Source organism: Cellulomonas sp. GbtcB1, assembly GCF_019091725.1.
Taxonomy (GTDB): domain Bacteria; phylum Actinomycetota; class Actinomycetes; order Actinomycetales; family Cellulomonadaceae; genus Cellulomonas.
Genome location: NZ_JAGXJG010000035.1, coordinates 27,253 through 43,949 on the forward strand (window position 1 = coordinate 27,253; position 16,697 = coordinate 43,949).

The following is a 16,697-nucleotide window of genomic DNA, read 5'->3' on the forward strand; positions in this document are numbered from 1 at the left end:
CCGGGTCAGCGGGCCAGGCGCTCCACCGCCCCGGCGAACACGGGAGGCAGCCGCACCGCCGCCGGCACGAGCGCCCCGCGCAGGGGCGACGTCGCCACGCCCACGAGCGTGGACGTCAGCAGCCGGTAGTCCCGGGTCGCCGCCGCCCAGGCGCGCTCGTAGCCCGCGGGGTCGTCGAGGTGCGCGACCGCCGCGACCGCCTGGGCGAACCCGAGCCGCAGGCCCTCGCCGGTCAGCGCGTCCACGTAGCCCGACGCGTCCCCGACGAGCAGCACCCGCCCCGCCGTCCGCGCGCGGGTGCGCTGGCGCAGCGGGCCGGCGCCCCGGTCCGCGGCCTCCACCGGGGCGCCGGCCAGGCGGGTCGCGAGGGCGGGCATCGCCGCGAGCTCGGCGTCCACGTCGACCGGGGCCGGCCCGAGCAGCGCCACCCCGACCAGGTCCGGGCCGACCGGCGTCACGTACGCCTCGGCGTGCCGGCCCCAGTGCACCTCGACCAGGTCGGTCCACGGGGCGACCCGGTAGTGCCGGCGGACGCCGAACCGGCGCGCGGCGCGGCCCGGGCGCGCGGCCTCCAGCCCGGCGAGCCGCCGGACCGTCGAGTGCAGGCCGTCGCAGCCGAGCAGCCACCGGGCGCGTACCCCCGCGGCGGTCACGCCGTCCCGGTCCTGGGCGAGGTCCCCGACCCGGCCGGCGTGCCGCTCGACGCCCGCGGCGGCGGCCCGGTCCGCGAGCGCCGCGTGCAGCACGGTGCGGCGCACACCGCGGCCGGGCGGCCCGGTGAATCGGTGCTCGGCGCGCAGGTCGTCCCGCACGTAGGCGATGCCCGCGAGCGGGCGTCCGGCGGGGTCGACGTCCCAGCGCCGCAGCAGGTCGACCGCCCGCGGCATCAGGCCCTCGCCGCACGCCTTGTCGACGGGCGTCCCGCGCGGCTCGACGACGAGCGCCGACAGCCCGGCGCGGCGCGCCTCGAGGGCCGCGGCGAGCCCGACGGGCCCGCCGCCGACGACCAGGACGTCGACGTCCGGGGTGGCGCTCACCGGCCCGGCGCGGGCACCGGTCCGCCGCCGCCCGTCGCCGCCGCGAGCGCGCGCTCCTCGGCCGGGATCCGGAACCCGAGCAGCAGCACCGCGTTGAGCACGGTGAACGCGAGCGCGGTGACCCAGGCGGTGTGCACGAGCGGCAGCGCGATGCCCTCGACGACCACGGCGACGTAGTTCGGGTGCGGGATCCACCGGTACGGGCCGCGGTCCACCAGCGGGAGCCCCGGCACGACGATGACCCGGGTGTTCCACCGGGGGCCGAGCGTCGCGATGCACCACCAGCGCAGCGCCTGGCTCGCCAGGACGAGGACCAGCGCCGGCCAGCCGAGCCAGGGGAGGAACGGCCGGTCGGCGAGGTGCGCCTCCAGCACGCAGGCCAGCAGCAGCCCGGTGTGCAGGGCCACCATCGGCGGGAAGTGCCCGCGGCCGGACTCGACGCCGCCGCGGGCGAACGACCAGCGGGCGTTCCGCGACGAGACGACGAGCTCGGCCAGCCGCTCGAGGGCCGTCAGCGCGACCAGGACGTCGAACCACAGCAGCGAGCTCACGCGGCCACCTCCGGCCAGCGCAGCGCGACCAGCTCGGCGCCCACCCCGGGGCCGAACGCCAGGACCGCTCCCAGCGCCCCCGGGTCGGGCGGCGGGCCCGCGAGCACGTCGGCCAGCACGTGCAGCACGGCGGCCGACGACAGGTTCCCGGCTCGGGCGAGCGCGGCGCGCGACCCGGCGAGCGCCTCGGGTCCGAGCTCCAGCGCGTCCTGCACGGCGTCGAGGATCTTCGGGCCGCCCGGGTGCACGACCCAGCGGGCGACGTCCGCGACCCGGGCGCCCAGCGGGTCGAGCAGCGCGGCGACGTCCGCGGCGGCGTGCGCGGCCACGGTGTCCGCCATGCCGCCGGAGAGCACGATGCGGAAGCCCGAGCCGCCGACCTGCCAGCCGAGGTCGTGCTCGGTCCCGGGGTAGAGCGCGCTGCGGGCGCCGACGACGGCCGGCCCGTCCAGCCCGAGCGCGACCGCGCGGCGGTCGCCCAGCAGCACGGCCGCCGCGGCGCCGTCGCCGAACAGGCCGCTCGCGACCAGGTTGGCGGTCGAGTCGTCGTCGTGCTGCAGCGTGAGCGAGCACAGCTCGACCGACAGCAGCACGGCGACCTCGTCGGGATGGCCCGCGAGGTGGTCGTCGACCCGGGCGAGTCCGGCGGCCCCGCCCGCGCAGCCGAGGCCGAAGCTCGGCACCCGCCGCACGTCCGGCCGCATCCCGAGCCGGCCCACGAGCAGCGCGTCGAGCGACGGCGCGGAGACGCCCGTGACCGTGGTGAAGAACAGGTGGTCGACGTCCGCGGGCCGCAGGCCGACCGCGGCCAGGGCGTCGGTCACCGCCCGCGCGGCCAGCTCCAGGCCCTCGCGCAGGAACACGTCGTTCGTCTCGCCGAACGACGTCAGCCCCGCGTACTTCTCGAGCGGCAGCACCGTGTGCCGGGTCGTGATGCCGCTGGACGCGTGCACCCGGTCCAGCAGGGCCCGCCGCCGGGGGTCGCGGGTCACCAGGCCCGCCACCTCCGCGGTGATCTCGGCCTGCGGGTAGACGTGCTCGGGGAGCGCGGGGGCGACGGCCGCGATGCGGGACATGCCCCGATGCTGCCCTCCGACCCTCGCGGCCGCGACCGGTCGGCGGGTGGCCGCGCGCGACCGCCCCGCGGCGGCGGTCACCCCTGGACCACCAGCAGCACCACCGCGACGGCGGCGACCGCCATCGCGGCGCCGAACGGCCAGCGGCTGGCGGGCCGGGCGAGCGCGACGGCGACCCCCGACGCGGCGAGCCCGGCCGCCAGGGCCAGTCCCGCCGCCGCGACCGCCCCGGGCGGGCCCGGCGGCCCCAGCACCACCACCGCGACGGCCACGAGCAGCACCCCGGCCGCCCCGAACGCGGTCCGCCGCCGGCCGAGCCGGTGCGGCAGCCCGCGGACGCCGGTCGCCGCGTCGTCCTGCAGGTCGGGCAGCACGTTCGCGAGGTGCGCGCCGACGCCGAGCAGCGCGCCCCCCGCGGTCACCCACCAGGGCGCGAACGCGTCGCCGCCCGGCACCCCGAGCGTCGCGACGGACGGCAGCCCGCCGAACGCCACCGCGTACGGCAGCCAGGACCACGCGGTCGACTTCAGGCGCGCGTTGTAGGCCCAGGCGGCCGCGACCAGGGCCAGGTGCAGCACCGCGGCGGGCGGCCCCAGCGCGAGCGAGAGGAGCGCGCACGCGGCCAGCGCGACGAGGGCCGCCCGACGGAGCGCGGCGACCGTCACCGTCCCGGCGACCACCGGCTTGTCGGCCCGGCCCACCGCGAGGTCCCGGCCGGCATCGATCCAGTCGTTCGACCAGCCGACCGACAGCTGGCCGGCGAGCACCGCGGCCGCCACCAGCACGGCGCGCGCAGGACCAGCACCCGCCGCGCCCGCGGCGTACGCGCCGGCGAACAGCGTGACCGCGAACGCCGGTGGGGCGTGCGCGGCGCGGACCAGCGCGACGGCGCGGCGCGCGGTCGTCGGTGCGGCAGCCGGCGGCATGGCCCTCCTCGCCCGGGGGACCCGCCGCGGCGGCGCGCCCGTCGAGCCGACCGTAGCGGCGCGGGGCGCAGACGGCCCGGCCGGCAAGGAGCCGGCCCGGGCGGATCGGGCGGGCGCGTCGTGCTCAGGCGCAGGTCGGGGTCGCGGTGGATCGGTGCGCGGGCGCGAGCAGCCCGTCGAGGAAGTGCCGGACCCGCCCTGGGTCGTGCCGGAGCGTCGGGAGCGAGCCGACGATCGCGCGCGCCAGGACGCGGATCGGCACGTTCGCGTCGTTCGAGGCCGCACGCAGCACCAGGAACGCGGCGGCCGGGTCGACCTCCTCGACGAAGGCGACGACCCCGACCGCCTGGTCGATCACCGACCGGCTCTGCGCCGCGGCGGCGATCGACACCGTGGCCGCGGCCTGCGCGCGGTCGTCGACCACGTCGGTGACGTCCACGAAGTAGCCGACCAGCTCGGACGGCGGTCCCGCGGCGGACGGCCCGCGCCCCTCGCCGATCACCGCGACGACGCGCTCCCGGCCCCGGGCGTCGACGATCCGGTGCACCGTCGCGAAGGCGCCGCCGGTGCGACTCGCCTCGTCGAGCACGGCGACCGACTGGTCCCGGTCCTCGGGGTGCTTGTGCGCGAGCAGCAGCTCCGTCGTGGGCACGACCTCGTGCGGGACGAACCCGTGGATCGCGTAGACGTCGTCGGACCACCACCAGTGCTGCGTCGCGAGGTCGAGGCGGTAGGCCCCTGCGCGCGTGCGGGCGCCGAGCGCCAGCGCGCGCTCCGGGTCGGTGGTCTGGGTCATGGACGCCGCCCTCGTCAGGTCCGGTGCGGCGCGCACGAGCGGTGGGCTCCACCCCCGGGCACCGTTGCTCCCACGACCGTACGCGCGTCGGGGCGGCCGCGACACCGCGGAGCGGGCGGTGCGCGTGACGTGCGACGACGGCCGTGGACGAGCGTGACGACCTCCGGCCCGGGAGGCCTACGGCGAGCACCCCTCGGCCACGCCCGCGCGGTGGAGCGCGCCGCACTCAGGCCAGGTCGTCCGGTTCGTCGGGGAGGGTCGGCACCTCGAGCCCGGCACCGCGGCGCAGCAGCGCGCCGCGCACCAGAGCCGCGGACCCGAACCGCTCCGCCACGGCGTCGACGGCCGCGTCCAGCCCGTCCGGGGCGGGACCGTCGAGGTCCAGCTCCGGCTGCCAGTGGCCGTCCGGCTCCAGGCCGCTGAGGGCGACGCCGACCAGCGTGATCCCCCGCTCGCGGAGCAGCGGCGCGGCCTCGTCGAGCAGCGCCACCGCCGCGGCGCCGATCTGGGACCCGGACGCCGTGGCGAACGCGAACGAGCGCGAGCGCGTGGCCTTCGTGTAGTCGGCGAACCGCAGGCGCAGCACGACCGTCCGCGCCAGGCGGTGGCCGCCGCGCATGCGACGGCAGACCCGGTCGACCAGACCCAGGAGCGCGGCGCGGACCTGCGCCGGGTCGTGCGGGCCGCGGCCGAGCGCGCGCTGGGCCCCGACGGAGCCGCGACGGCGCCCGGTCTCGACGCGGTCGGGCGTGCGGCCGTGCACCACGGCGTGCAGGTGCCGGCCCATGGCCGGTCCGAGCGCGTGCTCCAGGACGGAGCGGGGGAGCGCGGCGACGTCCCCGGCGGTCGCGAGCCCGAAGGCGTGCAGCTTCTCGGCCGTGACCGCGCCGACGCCCCAGAGGACCTCGAGCGGGAGCGGGTGCAGGAACGCGTCCTCGGCGTCGGGGTCGACCAGGAGCAGCCCGTCGGGCTTGGCGACCCGGCTGGCCACCTTGGCGAGGAACGGCGTCCGGGCCACCCCGACCGTGATCGGCAGGCCGACCTCGTCCCGGACCCGGTCCCGCAGGCGCGCGCCCAGCCGCACGGGCGCCGCGTCGATCCGGTGCAGGCCGCGCACGTCGAGGAACGCCTCGTCTATCGACACGCCCTGCACCGCGGGGGTGGTGTCCCGGAAGATCGCGAACACCGCCCTGCTGGCGGCCGAGTAGGCCTCGAAGCGGGGCCGGACCACGACGAGGCCCGGGCACAGCGACCGCGCCTGCCGCGCGCTCATCGCGGTGCGGACCCCGCGGCGCTTCGCCTCGTACGACGCGGCCAGCACCACCCCGCCGCCGACGGCCACCGGGCGCCCGCGCAGCCGGCGGTCGTCGCGCTGCTCGACGGAGGCGTAGAACGCGTCGAGATCGGCGTGCAGGATCCCGGCGACGGGAGCGGGATCGGCGGTGGCGGGCATAGAACACATGTTCGACCCGGGGTCTGACACGCGCTCGCCCGCGCCCGCTCCTAGATCGGCGGGCCGTCCATCCGGGTCGCCAGCAGGCCGGAGCCGATCAGCGTGCCGAGCACGGCCCCGCCCAGCCCGAACCCGAGCGCCGCGACGTCGCCGAGCGCGATCAGCCGCACCAGGGACGAGACCAGCAGGGCGGCGCCCCCGAGCAGCGCGCCGAGGCCCACGGCCGCGAGCGCGCCGTCCACGAACGTCGCCCGGCTCGCCCCAGGGTCGAGCAGCCAGCCGAGCCCGAGCGCGGCCGCCGCCGCGACCGGGAGCAGCAGCGCGCCGGGCGGGCGGCCGAACCAGCCGGGCACGAGCAGCAGCGCCGTGCCGGCCAGGGCCACGACGGCGAGCCAGCCGGAGGCGGTGGAGACGCCGGTGCGGGAGGCCATGGCAGGTCACGCTAGCGGGCGCGCGGCGGGTCCGCCGTCACCGCGGCGACGGGGCGGTAACCAGGGCGTGCCCGACGAGCCGGCGCAGCGTCGCCAGCCCGTCGGACGACAGCACGCTCTCCAGGTGCCCCTGCACCGACGCGACCCCGGGGCCGCGCAGCGCGTGCACCACCCCCGCGTCGTCGGTCGCCACTTCCAGCCCGAGCAGCGGCGTCCGGGCCGCCCCCGGACCGTGGTGCGCCGCGAACGTGTTGTAGAACCCGATGGCGGCGCGCTCGCCGAACACGTCGACCTCGAGCCGCACGCCCTGCCGCGGCGCGGGCAGCGGCGCGACCGGCAGGCCGGCCTGGAGCGCGAGCACCTGGTGGCTCAGGCACACCGCGAGGAGCGGGCGCCCCGTGGCGAGCCGCCGGGCGAGCAGCTCGTGCAGCCGCGCGACCCGCGGCTCGTCGAGGTGCCGCGCGTCGCCCGGGCCGGGCCCCAGCACCAGCAGGTCGGTGGCCGGGTCGTCGGGGACGTCGTGCCACGGCACCACCCGGGCGTCGAGCCCGAGGTGCCGGAGCTGGTGCGCGAGCATCGTCGTGAACTGGTCCTCGACGTCGACGACCAGGGCGGTGCGGCCCGCGAGCGCCGGGTCCGGCGCTGCGCCCTGGGGGCGCAGCCAGAACGCGGCCAGCCGGTCGTTCCGCGACGCGAGGGCCGCCGCGACGCCGGGCTCGTCCGCGAGCACCGGGGCGGGTGCCCCCGAACGCGCGGGGGCGAGGGCGCCGATGGCGGTCAGCACCCCGGCGGCCTTGGCGTGCGTCTCGGCGACCTCGCCGTCGGGGGAGGAGTGCCGCACCAGCGTGGCGCCGACCGGCACGGTCACCCGCCCGGCGTCGTCGAGGTAGGCGGTCCGGATGAGGATCGGTGCGTCGACCTCGTACCCCGGCGCCCCGTCCGGCCGGGTCGTGCCGTCCGGCTCGAGCAGGGCCAGCACGCCGGAGTAGTAGCCGCGCGGCGTCGACTCGTGCCGGGCGATCACCGCGCAGGCGTTGCCCATCGGCGAGCCGGTCACGGTCGGGGCGAACATCGTCAGCCGCAGCACCTCGCGCACGTCCAGGTCGGTCCGCCCCTCCAGGACGTACTCGGTGTGCGTGAGCCGGGACATCTGCGCGAGGTACGGCCCGAGGATCCGGCCGCCGTCCGGGCAGACCGCGCTCATCATCTTCATCTCCTCGTCCACCACCATGAACAGCTCCTCGCTCTCCTTGGTGTCGGCGAGGAACGCCAGCAGCTCCGCCCCGGTAGGCGGCTGCGCCCCGTGCCGGAACGTGCCGCTGATCGGGTTCATCCGGGCGACGCCGCCCGCGACGGACACGTGCCGCTCGGGGGTCGCGCCGGCGGCGGCGAGCCCGGGCGTGCGGACCGCGAACGTCCAGTACGCGCCGCGCTCGCGCTCCAGCAGCGCGCGCAGCCACCCCAGCACCGCGGGCCCGGGGGCGGACCCCGTCCGGGCCACGAAGTCCCGGCGCAGGACGAAGTTCGCGCCCTCGCCCCGGCCGATCTCGTCCTCGATCACCGTGCGCACCCGGTCGGCGTAGGTGGCGTCGTCGACGTCGAAGCCCTCCGGCTCGACGGCGACGGCGGCCGGAAGCAGCGGCAGCGCCTCCGCGAGCGGCACCCGCTCGCGCTCGCGGACCCGCAGGCAGCGCAGCGGGGCGCCGTCGTCGTGCGCGGCGAACCCCCGCTCGCGCACCTGGCGGAACGGGACGAGCGCGAGCACGGTGCCGCCGTCGAGCGGCACGTCCGCCAGCCGGTCGACGTCGAGGACGTCGCCGACGAGGACGTCGAGCCAGTCCGTGCCGCGGCGGTGCAGGACCGCGAACGGCGTGGCGTCGTCGTCGAGCAGGGAGCGGAGCAGGGAGGTCATCGCGGGTGCCGTTCGGTCGGGGACCGGGTGGTCCCGCCGCGCCCGCGGCCACTACCACCCGGTTCAGGGGCGGTCGTCGACGCGTCGAGGGGTCCGCCTAGGAGGCGGGCCACCAGCTCTGCGTCGTGCACATGGCGGACACGCTACTGCACCGGGGGGAGTGACGGGCCGTGCGCGGCCCCAGAAGCGCTACGGTGCCGCGCATGGCCGTGCTGATCGCCGAGGACCTGCTGCTGCTCCTGCTCGACGACCACCGCGGCGACCTCGCGGTGCGCGACGCGGGCGGTCCTCCCACGGGCTCGGTGCTCGCGGGCGAGGCGGTGCTGGGCGGGGCCGTGCTGCTGGAGCTCGACCTGGCCGGCGCCGTCCAGCTGCGGGGCACACCGGGCGGGCACGAGGTGGTCGTCACGCCCCGCGCGTTCGAGCCCGGTGGCGTCACCGGTGACCCGGTCCTGCGCGCCGCGGTGCAGCGGGTCGACGAGGCGCCGCGGGATCCCGTCGAGCTGGTGGCGCGCCTGGGTGCCGGCCTGCCGGCCGCGCTCGCGGGACGTCTCGCGGACGGCGGTCCGCTCAGGGTGGTGGCCGGTCCCGTGCCGGGCACGTTCCGCTGGCCCGCCGCGGACGTCTCGCGGGAGTCCGGCGCGCGGCGCGCGCTGTGGTCGGTGCTGGTCGAGGGCGCCGCCCCGGACCGGCGCACCCGGGCCCTCGCCGCCCTGCTCGCGGCCGTCGGGCTCGCGGAGGACGTGCTGCCGCCGGGCCCGGTGCCCGCGGCCTAGGTCGCGCGGCGGGCGGCGTCGCTCGCGGACGGCTGCTGGCCGGCGGCGGCCCTGCAGCAGGCGGCGCTGCGGCTGCGGGCCCAGCAGGGCGCCGGTGACGTGCCGGGTGCGGTCGCGGTGCCCGCGCCGCGGCCGACGACGACGGCGCAGGAGGTGGTCGGCGGCCTGCTGGGCGTGTTCGCCGTCAGCCTGGCGGCGGGCGTGGTCACTGGTCTCGCGGCGGGCCTGGCCGAGGGCGCGGCCCGGCGCGCCGCCGACTGACGCCCGTCGCGAGAGGTCGTGGCCCGCGAGGGCTTGTCGGGCAACCGTGCGGTTGCCTATCGTGGTCGCGTGGACGAGGTGTTCCGGGCGCTGGCCGACCCGACGCGGCGGCTGCTCCTCGAGGAGCTGCGGCGACGCGACGGCCAGACGCTGTTCGAGCTGTGCACCCGGCTCATCTCCGTCCACGACGTCGTCGTCACCCGGCAGGCGGTCTCCAAGCACCTGGGCGTGCTGGCGGACGCGGGCCTGGTCCGGGCGACCCGCGCGGGGCGGACGACCGTGCACCGCCTCGACCCGACGCCGCTGGCCGGCGTCGTCGGCTGGCTCGACGTCCTGTCCGCACCCGCATCCCCACCCGCAGCCACCGAGGAGTCCCCGTGATCATCACCACCGCCTCCGTGTTCGTCGACGACCAGGGCAGGGCGCTCGCGTTCTACACGGACGTCCTGGGCTTCCGCCCGAAGACCGACGTGCCGGTCGGCGCGCACCGCTGGCTCACCGTCGTGTCGCCCGAGGCCCCGGACGGCGTCGAGCTCCTCCTCGAGCCGGCCGAGCACCCCGCCGTCGGGCCGTTCCGGGCCGCGCTCGTCGCGGACGGGATCCCGTGGACGAGCTTCGGCGTCGCCGACGTCCGCGCCGAGCACGCGCGGCTCGAGGCGCTCGGCGTGCGGTTCGTCCAGCCGCCCACCGAGGCCGGTCCGGTCGTCGTGGCGGTGCTGGACGACACCTGCGGCAACCTGGTCCAGATCGCCTCGCCGGCCGCCTGACGGGCGGCTGCGGCCCGGGCCCGCGCCGAGCCGCGGCGCCGTCGTGCGGTGGTGGGCTCGGGCGGTGCGCCGCACGATGGCCGGGTGACCGACGACGCCCTGCAGCCTCCGACCGCCGACCGCCGCGACGACGGGTCCGCCGAGCGGCCCGACGCCGCCCACCTGCCGCCCGCCGGCGTGCCCGACGACGTCGTCGAGGCCGTCGGCGGGGTCACGGCCGCCTTCGAGGTCGTCGAGCACGCCCGCGGGATGCTGTACGCCTTCCACCGGCTGATCGGCCGGGCCGACGCCGAGCTCGCCGACGCGCTCGACCGGCTCGCCGAGGCGGGGCACCCCGAGGTCGCCGACGAGCTCCGGGCCGAGGTCGTCGGCCGGAACGTGCTCGAGGGGCGCTGGACGTTCCAGGTCGGCGAGGACTTCGACGACGGCTACTACCGCGCGTTCGCCGACGCCGAGCGGCGCACCCGCGAGCGCCTGGTCGGCGGTCGCAGGCACGTCTACGAGTCGCAGCTGAAGGAGCGGAACCGCACCCACGGGCGCCCGGGGCACGAGGCGCGGCCCACGGCCTGACCGGCGGCGACGTCGCACCGCGGCGCAGGGCGTACAACCGCGCTCCCGAGAGGCGCGTTCACACGGACGGACCTAGCGTCGGGTCGAGGCGGTCCGCTAGACGGACCGCCGCCGTGTCGGTGCAGCAGGGCGCCGGCGCACCGCCCGGTCCGGGTGGGCGCCGCCACCGGCACCTCTCGCGACCGAGGCTCCCGCAGACGACTGCCCCGAGTGCGGGGCGCGGAGGTCGCGATGTTCTTCCACCGTCAAGAGCTGCAGTTCAAGGCCACACCCGACAAGCCGGACGCCGTCTACGCCCGCAAGCTCCAGGAGGTCCTGGGCGGGCAGTACGGCGAGATCACGGTCGCGATGCAGTACGGGTTCCAGTCCTGGAACACGCACCTGCCCGGCAAGTACCGCGACCTGCTGTACGGCATCGGCGCGGAGGAGTTCGGCCACGTCGAGATGCTGGCGACGATGATCGCCCAGCTGCTCGAGAAGGCGCCCATCGGGATCACCGAGGAGGCCGTGCAGAACGACCCGACGATCGCCGCGATCGTGGGCGGCACCGACGTCCAGCACGCGATCGTCGCCGGAGCCGGTGCGCGCCCGGTCGACAGCAACGGCAACCCCTGGAGTGCGGGCTACATCACCGCGAGCGGCAACCTGCTGGCCGACTTCCAGGCGAACGCGAACGCCGAGATGCAGGGCCGCGTGCAGGTGGCGCGGCTCTACCACATGACCGACGACAAGGGCGTGCGGGACATGCTGGCGTTCCTGCTGGCGCGCGACACCATGCACCAGAACCAGTGGATCGCGGCGGCGCGCGAGCTGCAGGAGGAGGGCTTCGAGGGCATCCCGACCCCGAGCAACTTCCCGATCGACCAGGAGCACCGCGAGGTGTCCTACCAGTACATCAACTTCTCGAACGGCACGGACGCGGACAAGGGCTCCTGGGCCTCCGGCCCGACCCCGGACGGCCTCGGCGAGTTCAGCTATGTCGCCGAGCCCCCGGCCGGCGTGCCGATGCCGCCGCCCACGCAGCCCGACCCGCGGCTGTACGGCACCACCCCGCTCCCGAACACGGCCGAGAAGGTCGCCGGGAAGCTCAAGGACACCTTCAAGAGCGAGTGAGGAGGACGCGATGAGCACGAACGACAGCGGCGCCGCTGCAGCGGTGGGCACCGCGAAGGAGCAGGCGTCCGGACTGGCGCACGCGGCGGCCGACAGCGGCCAGGGTGTGCTGCACGAGGCGAAGGACCAGGCGGCGGACGTCGTGCAGGAGGCGAAGGGCCAGGCCCGGGACCTGCTGGGCGAGGCGCGCGCGGGCCTGACGAGCCAGGCGTCCGACCAGCAGGCGCGGGCGGCGTCCAGCCTCCGCTCGCTCGGCGACGAGCTGGGCCGGATGGCTGACGGCTCGGAGCAGGGCGGGCTCGCGGCGGACCTCGTGCGCCAGGTGGCCGGGCGCACCGGCTCCGTGGCGACGTGGCTCGAGAACCGCGAGCCGGGCGACGTGCTGGGCGAGGTCACCGACTTCGCGCGGCGGCGCCCCGGGGTGTTCCTGGCCCTGGCGGCCGGTGCGGGCGTCCTCGCGGGCCGGCTGACCCGCGGGCTGAAGGACGCGCCACCGTCCGGCGGCGGCACCGGCGCGACCGGGACCTCCGGTTCGACCGGCTCGTCCCTGCCCGGCGCCACCACCGGCCTGTCCACCCCCACCGCGGGATCCGCGGGCGGGTCGCCGGCCGCCACCACGCAGGACCTCACGCCGGCGGTCGCGGCCGCGGGCGGGCCGGGCGTGGTCGCGGGCGGCACGGCCGAGGTGACGGACGTCGACGCCGAGTTCGGCGGGCAGCACCGCGAGCCCGGCCCGGCCGACGAGGGCGGCCTCGGCTCCGAGGAGCAGGCGTGGGCGGCGGCGGGCGGCGACGCCCCGGTCGCCCCGACGCCCGGCCACCTGCCGTCGACGGACGACTCCGGCACCGCGGGCGGCGACCCGCTGGCCGGCCTCCGCCGCGAGGACCAGCCGTGACCGGGCCGGGGGACCCGACCGTCGCCGCGGCCCCCGGCGCGGGACCCGGTGGTGCGGGCACGGGCGGCACGGCGGGCGTGCCTCCCCTGGGAGACGCACCCGGGTCGGCGCCGGCGGGGACGGCACCGGCCGGGGCGGGCGGCGAGCGCCCGTCGCTCGGCGACCTGATCGGCAACGTCACGCAGGACCTGTCGGCGCTGGTGCGCCAGGAGGTCGAGCTGGCCAAGGCCGAGCTGACGCAGTCGGCCAAGCGGGCCGGCCGGGGCAGCGGGATGCTCGCGGGTGCGGGCGTCGCGGGGCACTTCGTGCTGCTGTTCCTGTCCATCGCGCTGTGGTGGGCGCTCGCCCACCCGCTCGGCCACGCCTGGTCGGCGCTGGTCGTGGCCGTGGTCTGGGGTGTGATCGCGGCCGTGCTCGCGCTGCGCGGTCGCTCCGAGCTGCAGCGCGTCAAGGGCGCGCCGCGCACGGCGGAGACGGTGAAGAAGATCCCGAACGCCCTCAAGGGTGACGAGGAGGCGAACCATGAGTGAGAACCCGGACGAGATCCGTGCGCGGATCGAGGCGACCCGTGCCGACCTGAGCGCGAACGTGGACGCGGTCGGCGACGCGCTGGACCCGCGCCAGGTGGCGCACCGCCAGGCGGACAAGGTCCGCAGCAAGGTCGGCTCGGTCCGCGACCGGGTCATGGGCACGGTGCACGACGCCCGTGACTCCGTGAGCGGCGCTGCGGGCAGCGCGTCCGGCTCGGCGCACTCCGCCGCCGACTCGGCGAGGAGCGCGGCGCACGGGCTGGCCGAGGGCGTGCAGGGCGCGCCGTCGACCGTCGCGCGCCAGGCGCAGGGCAACCCGCTCGCCGCGGGCCTGATCGCCTTCGGCGTGGGCTGGTTGGCGGCGTCGCTGCTGCCGTCCTCGCAGAAGGAGCAGCAGGCTGCCCAGGCGGTCAAGGACCAGGCGCAGCAGCTGGCGCCGCAGGTCAAGGAGGCCGCCGGCCAGGTCGTCGACGAGCTGCGGGAGCCGGCGCAGCAGGCCGTCGACCAGGTCAAGGAGCGCGCTGCCGAGGCCGTCGGCTCCGTCAAGGAGCAGGGCACCCAGGCGGCGAGCGACCTGAAGGACCAGGCGCAGGACTCGGCCCAGGAGGTGCGGCAGGCCCCGCAGCAGGGCTGACCCGCGCCGACGACGCCGCCCCGGGAGCACGCCGCTCCCGGGGCGGCGTCGCGCCGTCCCGGCGCGGCCCGGCCCCGGCGCGTGCGGGTGACGGCACCGGCGCGCCGGTGACGTGCGACGACGCACGGGGTACAGTCCCGCCGTCGTCCGAGGAGGGGCACCGTGCAGCGCAGCATCGTGGAGGAGCTCGGCGAGCGGCTCGCCGCGCCCGAGGAGTTCGGGAGCGAGGCCCTCGTCGCGTGCGACGCCGTGGTCCGCATCTTCCGGTCCGGCGGCGTCGAGGTGCAGGCCCTCCAGGGGCTCGACCTGCTGGTGCACGCGGGGGAGATGGTCGCGGTCGTCGGGGCGTCGGGCTCCGGCAAGTCCACCCTGCTGCGGATCCTGTCCGCCGCCGACGCGCCGAGCGCCGGGCGGGTCCGCGTCGGGCGGTGGGACCTCGGGGCGCTGACCGCGCGGGACCGCGTGACGTACCGGCGCACGGTGGTGGGGACCGTCCGGCAGCAGACCGCGCGCAACCTCGTGCCCTACCTGAGCGCGCGGCAGAACGTCGCGCTCCCGCTCACGCTGGCGGGGGTGCCGCGCGGGCAGCGGGCCGCGCGGGTGGGCGAGCTGCTGGAGCTGGTCGGGCTCGCCGACGCGGGCGGGCGGCGCCCCGCCGAGCTGTCCGGGGGCGAGCAGCAGCGGGTCGCGATCGCGGTCGCGCTCGCCAACCGGCCCCGGCTCCTGCTCGCCGACGAGCCGACGGGCGAGCTCGACACCGCCACCGGCCAGCAGGTGTTCGACGCGCTGCGCGCCGCCCAGCGGGACGCGGGGACCACGGTCGTGGTCGTGACGCACGACCCGGCGGTGAGCGGGCAGGTGGAGCGCACGGTGGCGATCCGGGACGGGCGGACCAGCAGCGAGGTGCTGCGGCGCGCGCACGTCGGCGAGGACGGCGCGGCGGCCGTCGTCGCCGAGGAGTACGCGGTGATGGACCGGGCCGGGCGGGTCCAGGTGCCGCGGGAGTACCGGGAGGCGCTCGACCTCACCCGCCGGGTCCGGCTGCAGCTCGAGGCGGACCACGTCGCGGTGCGGCCGGACTCCGCCGCGGGATCGGGCGGTCCGGGCGACCGCAGTGCCGCCGCGCCGGCCCGGCGGCGCCGGCACGGTGCCGCGTGACCGGGTCGACCGCGGCCGCCGGGACCCCGGACGGGGCGGTGGCGGGGTCCGGCACCTCGACGCCCGCGGCCCCGGTGACCGCGCCGCTGGTCCGCGTCCGCGGCGTGCACCGCACCTACGGCTCGGGTCGCGCCGCCGTGCACGCGCTGCGGGGTGTCGACCTGGACGTGGCGCCCGGCGAGCTCGTCGCCCTGGTCGGCCGCTCCGGCTCGGGCAAGACGACGCTGCTCAACGTCGTCGGAGGCCTGGACCGCCCGGACGCCGGGTCGGTGCACGTCGACGGCACCGACGTGACCACGCTCGACGCCGCGGGCCAGGTCCGGCTGCGCCGCGACGTGGTCGGGTTCGTGTTCCAGACGTTCGGGCTGGTCCCGGTGCTCAGCGCGGCGGAGAACGTGGCCGTGCCGCTGCGGCTGCGCGCGCTGCCGGTCGCCGACCGCGAGCGCCGGGTGGCCCTGCTGCTCCGGCTCGTGGGGCTGGACGGGCACGCCGGGCTGCGGCCGGACGAGCTGTCGGGCGGGCAGCAGCAGCGCGTCGCGATCGCCCGCGCGCTGGCGGGGTCGCCGCGGCTGCTGATCGCCGACGAGCCCACCGGCCAGCTCGACACCGAGACCGGCCTCGCGGTCATGGCGCTCATCCGGGCGGTCGTCGAGGCGGAGGGCATGGCGGCGGTCGTGTCGACCCACGACCCGGTGATGATCGGGCTGGCGGACCGGGCGGTGCGTCTGGTCGACGGGCACGTGCTGCCCGCATGAGCGCCGCCTGGGCCCGGGAGGTGCCCGCGCTGGCGCTGCACCGCGCCCGGGCGCAGGCGCCGCTGCTGGCGGCCGTGACGGCGACCGCGCTGGTCGCCCTGACGGTGCTGGCGGCGTGCGGGCTGCTCCTCACCGCCGGCCGCCGGGACGCGCTGGACGCGGCGCTCGCCGCCGCGGGCACCAGCGGCACCCAGGTGGTCGCCCGGGTCGTGCCGCCCGTCGGGGCGGACGCCGCGGACGCCGACGACCTGGCGCCCGCGGTGGCGGCCGTCGTCGCGGACGCGCTCGCGCCGCTGCCCGCGACCGCGTCCACCTGGACCGAGTCGCCCCTGCTGGCGCTGCCCGAGGACGGCTCGGACGACGCGGGCTACGCGTACCTGACCGACGCCGCCGACCTCGCGGACGCCGCGCGCCTGGTGGCGGGGTCCTGGCCCGGGGACGCCGGGGCTCCCGGGGCCGCGGGGACCGCCGCGGTCGCGACGGCCCCCGTCGACGTCGCGGTCCCCGCGGCCACCGCCGCGGCCCTGGACCTCGTCCCCGGGGACACCGTGGACCTGGCCCCGTCGCCCGACGCGCCCGCGGCGGCACCGCGGACGACGGTCCGGGTCGTGGGCGTGTTCGAGCCGCTCGGCCGGGGCGACGCCGGGACGCCGGTGTGGCAGCGCGACCTGCTCGGGGGTGCCGGGGTCGACCCGGAGCACCCCCGGCCGGGCACCTCGGGCCGGAAGCTGTCGCCCGCGTACGGGCCCCTCGTGGTCGCGCCCGGTGCGCTGCCCGCCGCGGGGACCGGCGTCGGGGTCGTGACGGTGACGCTGCGTCCGGGCACCGCGGGCGTCGCCGTCGCGGACCTGGAGCAGGCCGGCCGGGACGTCGCCCGGCTGCGCCCCGCGCTCGCCGACGCGCTCGGCGACCGTGCGGACCGCGCGGTGGTCCGCACCGCGTTCCCGGCGACGGTCCGCGCGGTGGCGACCCAGCACGCCGTGGCGGGGGCCGCGGCGCTGACCGCGGGGCTGGTCGGCGTCGCCCGCGCGGCGGCCGCGCTGCTCCTCGCGGGCC

General features: G+C 78.2%; 19 protein-coding genes and 1 pseudogene. 12 read left to right on the forward strand and 8 right to left on the reverse strand.

Annotated features, from left to right (window positions below):
* Positions 1-5 precede the first annotated feature (5 nt).
* The 8 genes from KVT14_RS13145 to KVT14_RS13180 all read right to left on the reverse strand — a co-directional run bounded on the left by KVT14_RS13145 (position 6) and on the right by KVT14_RS13180 (position 8,182).
* A complete protein-coding gene (locus tag KVT14_RS13145) occupies positions 6-1,037 on the reverse strand; it encodes an FAD-dependent monooxygenase (protein ID WP_217616074.1) in 1,032 nt (343 codons plus the stop codon).
* Complete coding sequence (locus KVT14_RS13150; protein WP_147796796.1) at positions 1,034-1,579, reverse strand: isoprenylcysteine carboxyl methyltransferase family protein; 546 nt, start codon at positions 1,577-1,579, stop codon at positions 1,034-1,036. The genes KVT14_RS13145 and KVT14_RS13150 overlap by 4 nt, the downstream gene beginning before the upstream one ends.
* A gap of 5 nt (positions 1,580-1,584) precedes the next feature.
* Positions 1,585-2,664 carry a type III polyketide synthase gene (locus KVT14_RS13155; protein WP_217616075.1) on the reverse strand — a complete coding sequence of 360 codons (1,080 nt, stop codon included), beginning with the start codon at positions 2,662-2,664 and terminating at the stop codon, positions 1,585-1,587.
* 77 nt (positions 2,665-2,741) lie between these two features.
* Complete coding sequence (locus KVT14_RS13160; RefSeq protein ID WP_217616076.1) at positions 2,742-3,590, reverse strand: UbiA family prenyltransferase; 849 nt, start codon at positions 3,588-3,590, stop codon at positions 2,742-2,744.
* 124 nt (positions 3,591-3,714) lie between these two features.
* Positions 3,715-4,386: a PAS and ANTAR domain-containing protein gene (locus KVT14_RS13165; RefSeq protein ID WP_217616077.1), complete on the reverse strand. Its 672-nt coding sequence runs from the start codon at positions 4,384-4,386 to the stop codon at positions 3,715-3,717.
* A 226-nt stretch (positions 4,387-4,612) separates the two neighbouring features.
* Positions 4,613-5,839 carry a DNA polymerase IV gene (dinB, locus tag KVT14_RS13170; protein WP_217616078.1) on the reverse strand — a complete coding sequence of 409 codons (1,227 nt, stop codon included), beginning with the start codon at positions 5,837-5,839 and terminating at the stop codon, positions 4,613-4,615.
* A 50-nt stretch (positions 5,840-5,889) separates the two neighbouring features.
* Positions 5,890-6,270 carry a hypothetical protein gene (locus KVT14_RS13175; protein WP_217616079.1) on the reverse strand — a complete coding sequence of 127 codons (381 nt, stop codon included), beginning with the start codon at positions 6,268-6,270 and terminating at the stop codon, positions 5,890-5,892.
* A 37-nt stretch (positions 6,271-6,307) separates the two neighbouring features.
* A complete protein-coding gene (locus tag KVT14_RS13180) occupies positions 6,308-8,182 on the reverse strand; it encodes an anthranilate synthase family protein (RefSeq protein WP_217616080.1) in 1,875 nt (624 codons plus the stop codon).
* Positions 8,183-8,385: 203 nt separating this feature from the next.
* Between KVT14_RS13180 and KVT14_RS13185 the strand changes: the two genes are divergently transcribed.
* From KVT14_RS13185 to KVT14_RS13240, 12 genes and pseudogenes are all read left to right on the forward strand, one after another.
* Positions 8,386-8,958 carry a GPP34 family phosphoprotein gene (locus KVT14_RS13185; RefSeq protein WP_217616081.1) on the forward strand — a complete coding sequence of 191 codons (573 nt, stop codon included), beginning with the start codon at positions 8,386-8,388 and terminating at the stop codon, positions 8,956-8,958.
* Positions 8,959-9,057: 99 nt separating this feature from the next.
* Positions 9,058-9,219 carry a hypothetical protein gene (locus KVT14_RS13190; protein ID WP_217616082.1) on the forward strand — a complete coding sequence of 54 codons (162 nt, stop codon included), beginning with the start codon at positions 9,058-9,060 and terminating at the stop codon, positions 9,217-9,219.
* 69 nt (positions 9,220-9,288) lie between these two features.
* Positions 9,289-9,600 (forward strand): helix-turn-helix transcriptional regulator, encoded by a 312-nt coding sequence (locus KVT14_RS13195; RefSeq protein ID WP_217616083.1) that lies wholly within the window; start codon positions 9,289-9,291, stop codon positions 9,598-9,600.
* Entirely contained in the window at positions 9,597-9,986 is a 390-nt protein-coding gene (locus KVT14_RS13200; RefSeq protein ID WP_217616084.1) for a VOC family protein, read from the forward strand. The genes KVT14_RS13195 and KVT14_RS13200 overlap by 4 nt, the downstream gene beginning before the upstream one ends.
* A gap of 162 nt (positions 9,987-10,148) precedes the next feature.
* Positions 10,149-10,556: a hypothetical protein gene (locus KVT14_RS13205; RefSeq protein WP_217616090.1), complete on the forward strand. Its 408-nt coding sequence runs from the start codon at positions 10,149-10,151 to the stop codon at positions 10,554-10,556.
* 231 nt (positions 10,557-10,787) lie between these two features.
* Complete coding sequence (locus KVT14_RS13210; RefSeq protein WP_217616091.1) at positions 10,788-11,669, forward strand: manganese catalase family protein; 882 nt, start codon at positions 10,788-10,790, stop codon at positions 11,667-11,669.
* 10 nt (positions 11,670-11,679) lie between these two features.
* Positions 11,680-12,564: a hypothetical protein gene (locus tag KVT14_RS13215; RefSeq protein ID WP_217616085.1), complete on the forward strand. Its 885-nt coding sequence runs from the start codon at positions 11,680-11,682 to the stop codon at positions 12,562-12,564.
* A 164-nt stretch (positions 12,565-12,728) separates the two neighbouring features.
* Entirely contained in the window at positions 12,729-13,094 is a 366-nt protein-coding gene (locus KVT14_RS13220; RefSeq protein ID WP_254630896.1) for a phage holin family protein, read from the forward strand.
* On the forward strand, positions 13,087-13,728 hold the full coding sequence (locus tag KVT14_RS13225; protein ID WP_217616087.1) for a DUF3618 domain-containing protein: 642 nt from the start codon (positions 13,087-13,089) through the stop codon (positions 13,726-13,728). Before KVT14_RS13220 ends, KVT14_RS13225 begins: the two co-directional genes overlap by 8 nt.
* Before the next feature lie 162 nt (positions 13,729-13,890).
* Complete coding sequence (locus KVT14_RS13230; RefSeq protein WP_308161063.1) at positions 13,891-14,886, forward strand: ABC transporter ATP-binding protein; 996 nt, start codon at positions 13,891-13,893, stop codon at positions 14,884-14,886.
* Positions 14,887-14,960: 74 nt separating this feature from the next.
* Positions 14,961-15,641 (forward strand): ABC transporter ATP-binding protein, encoded by a 681-nt coding sequence (locus KVT14_RS13235; RefSeq protein WP_217616093.1) that lies wholly within the window; start codon positions 14,961-14,963, stop codon positions 15,639-15,641.
* Positions 15,638-16,697: pseudogene (locus KVT14_RS13240) on the forward strand (hypothetical protein); the annotation flags it as partial. The gene KVT14_RS13235 and the pseudogene KVT14_RS13240, both read left to right, overlap by 4 nt.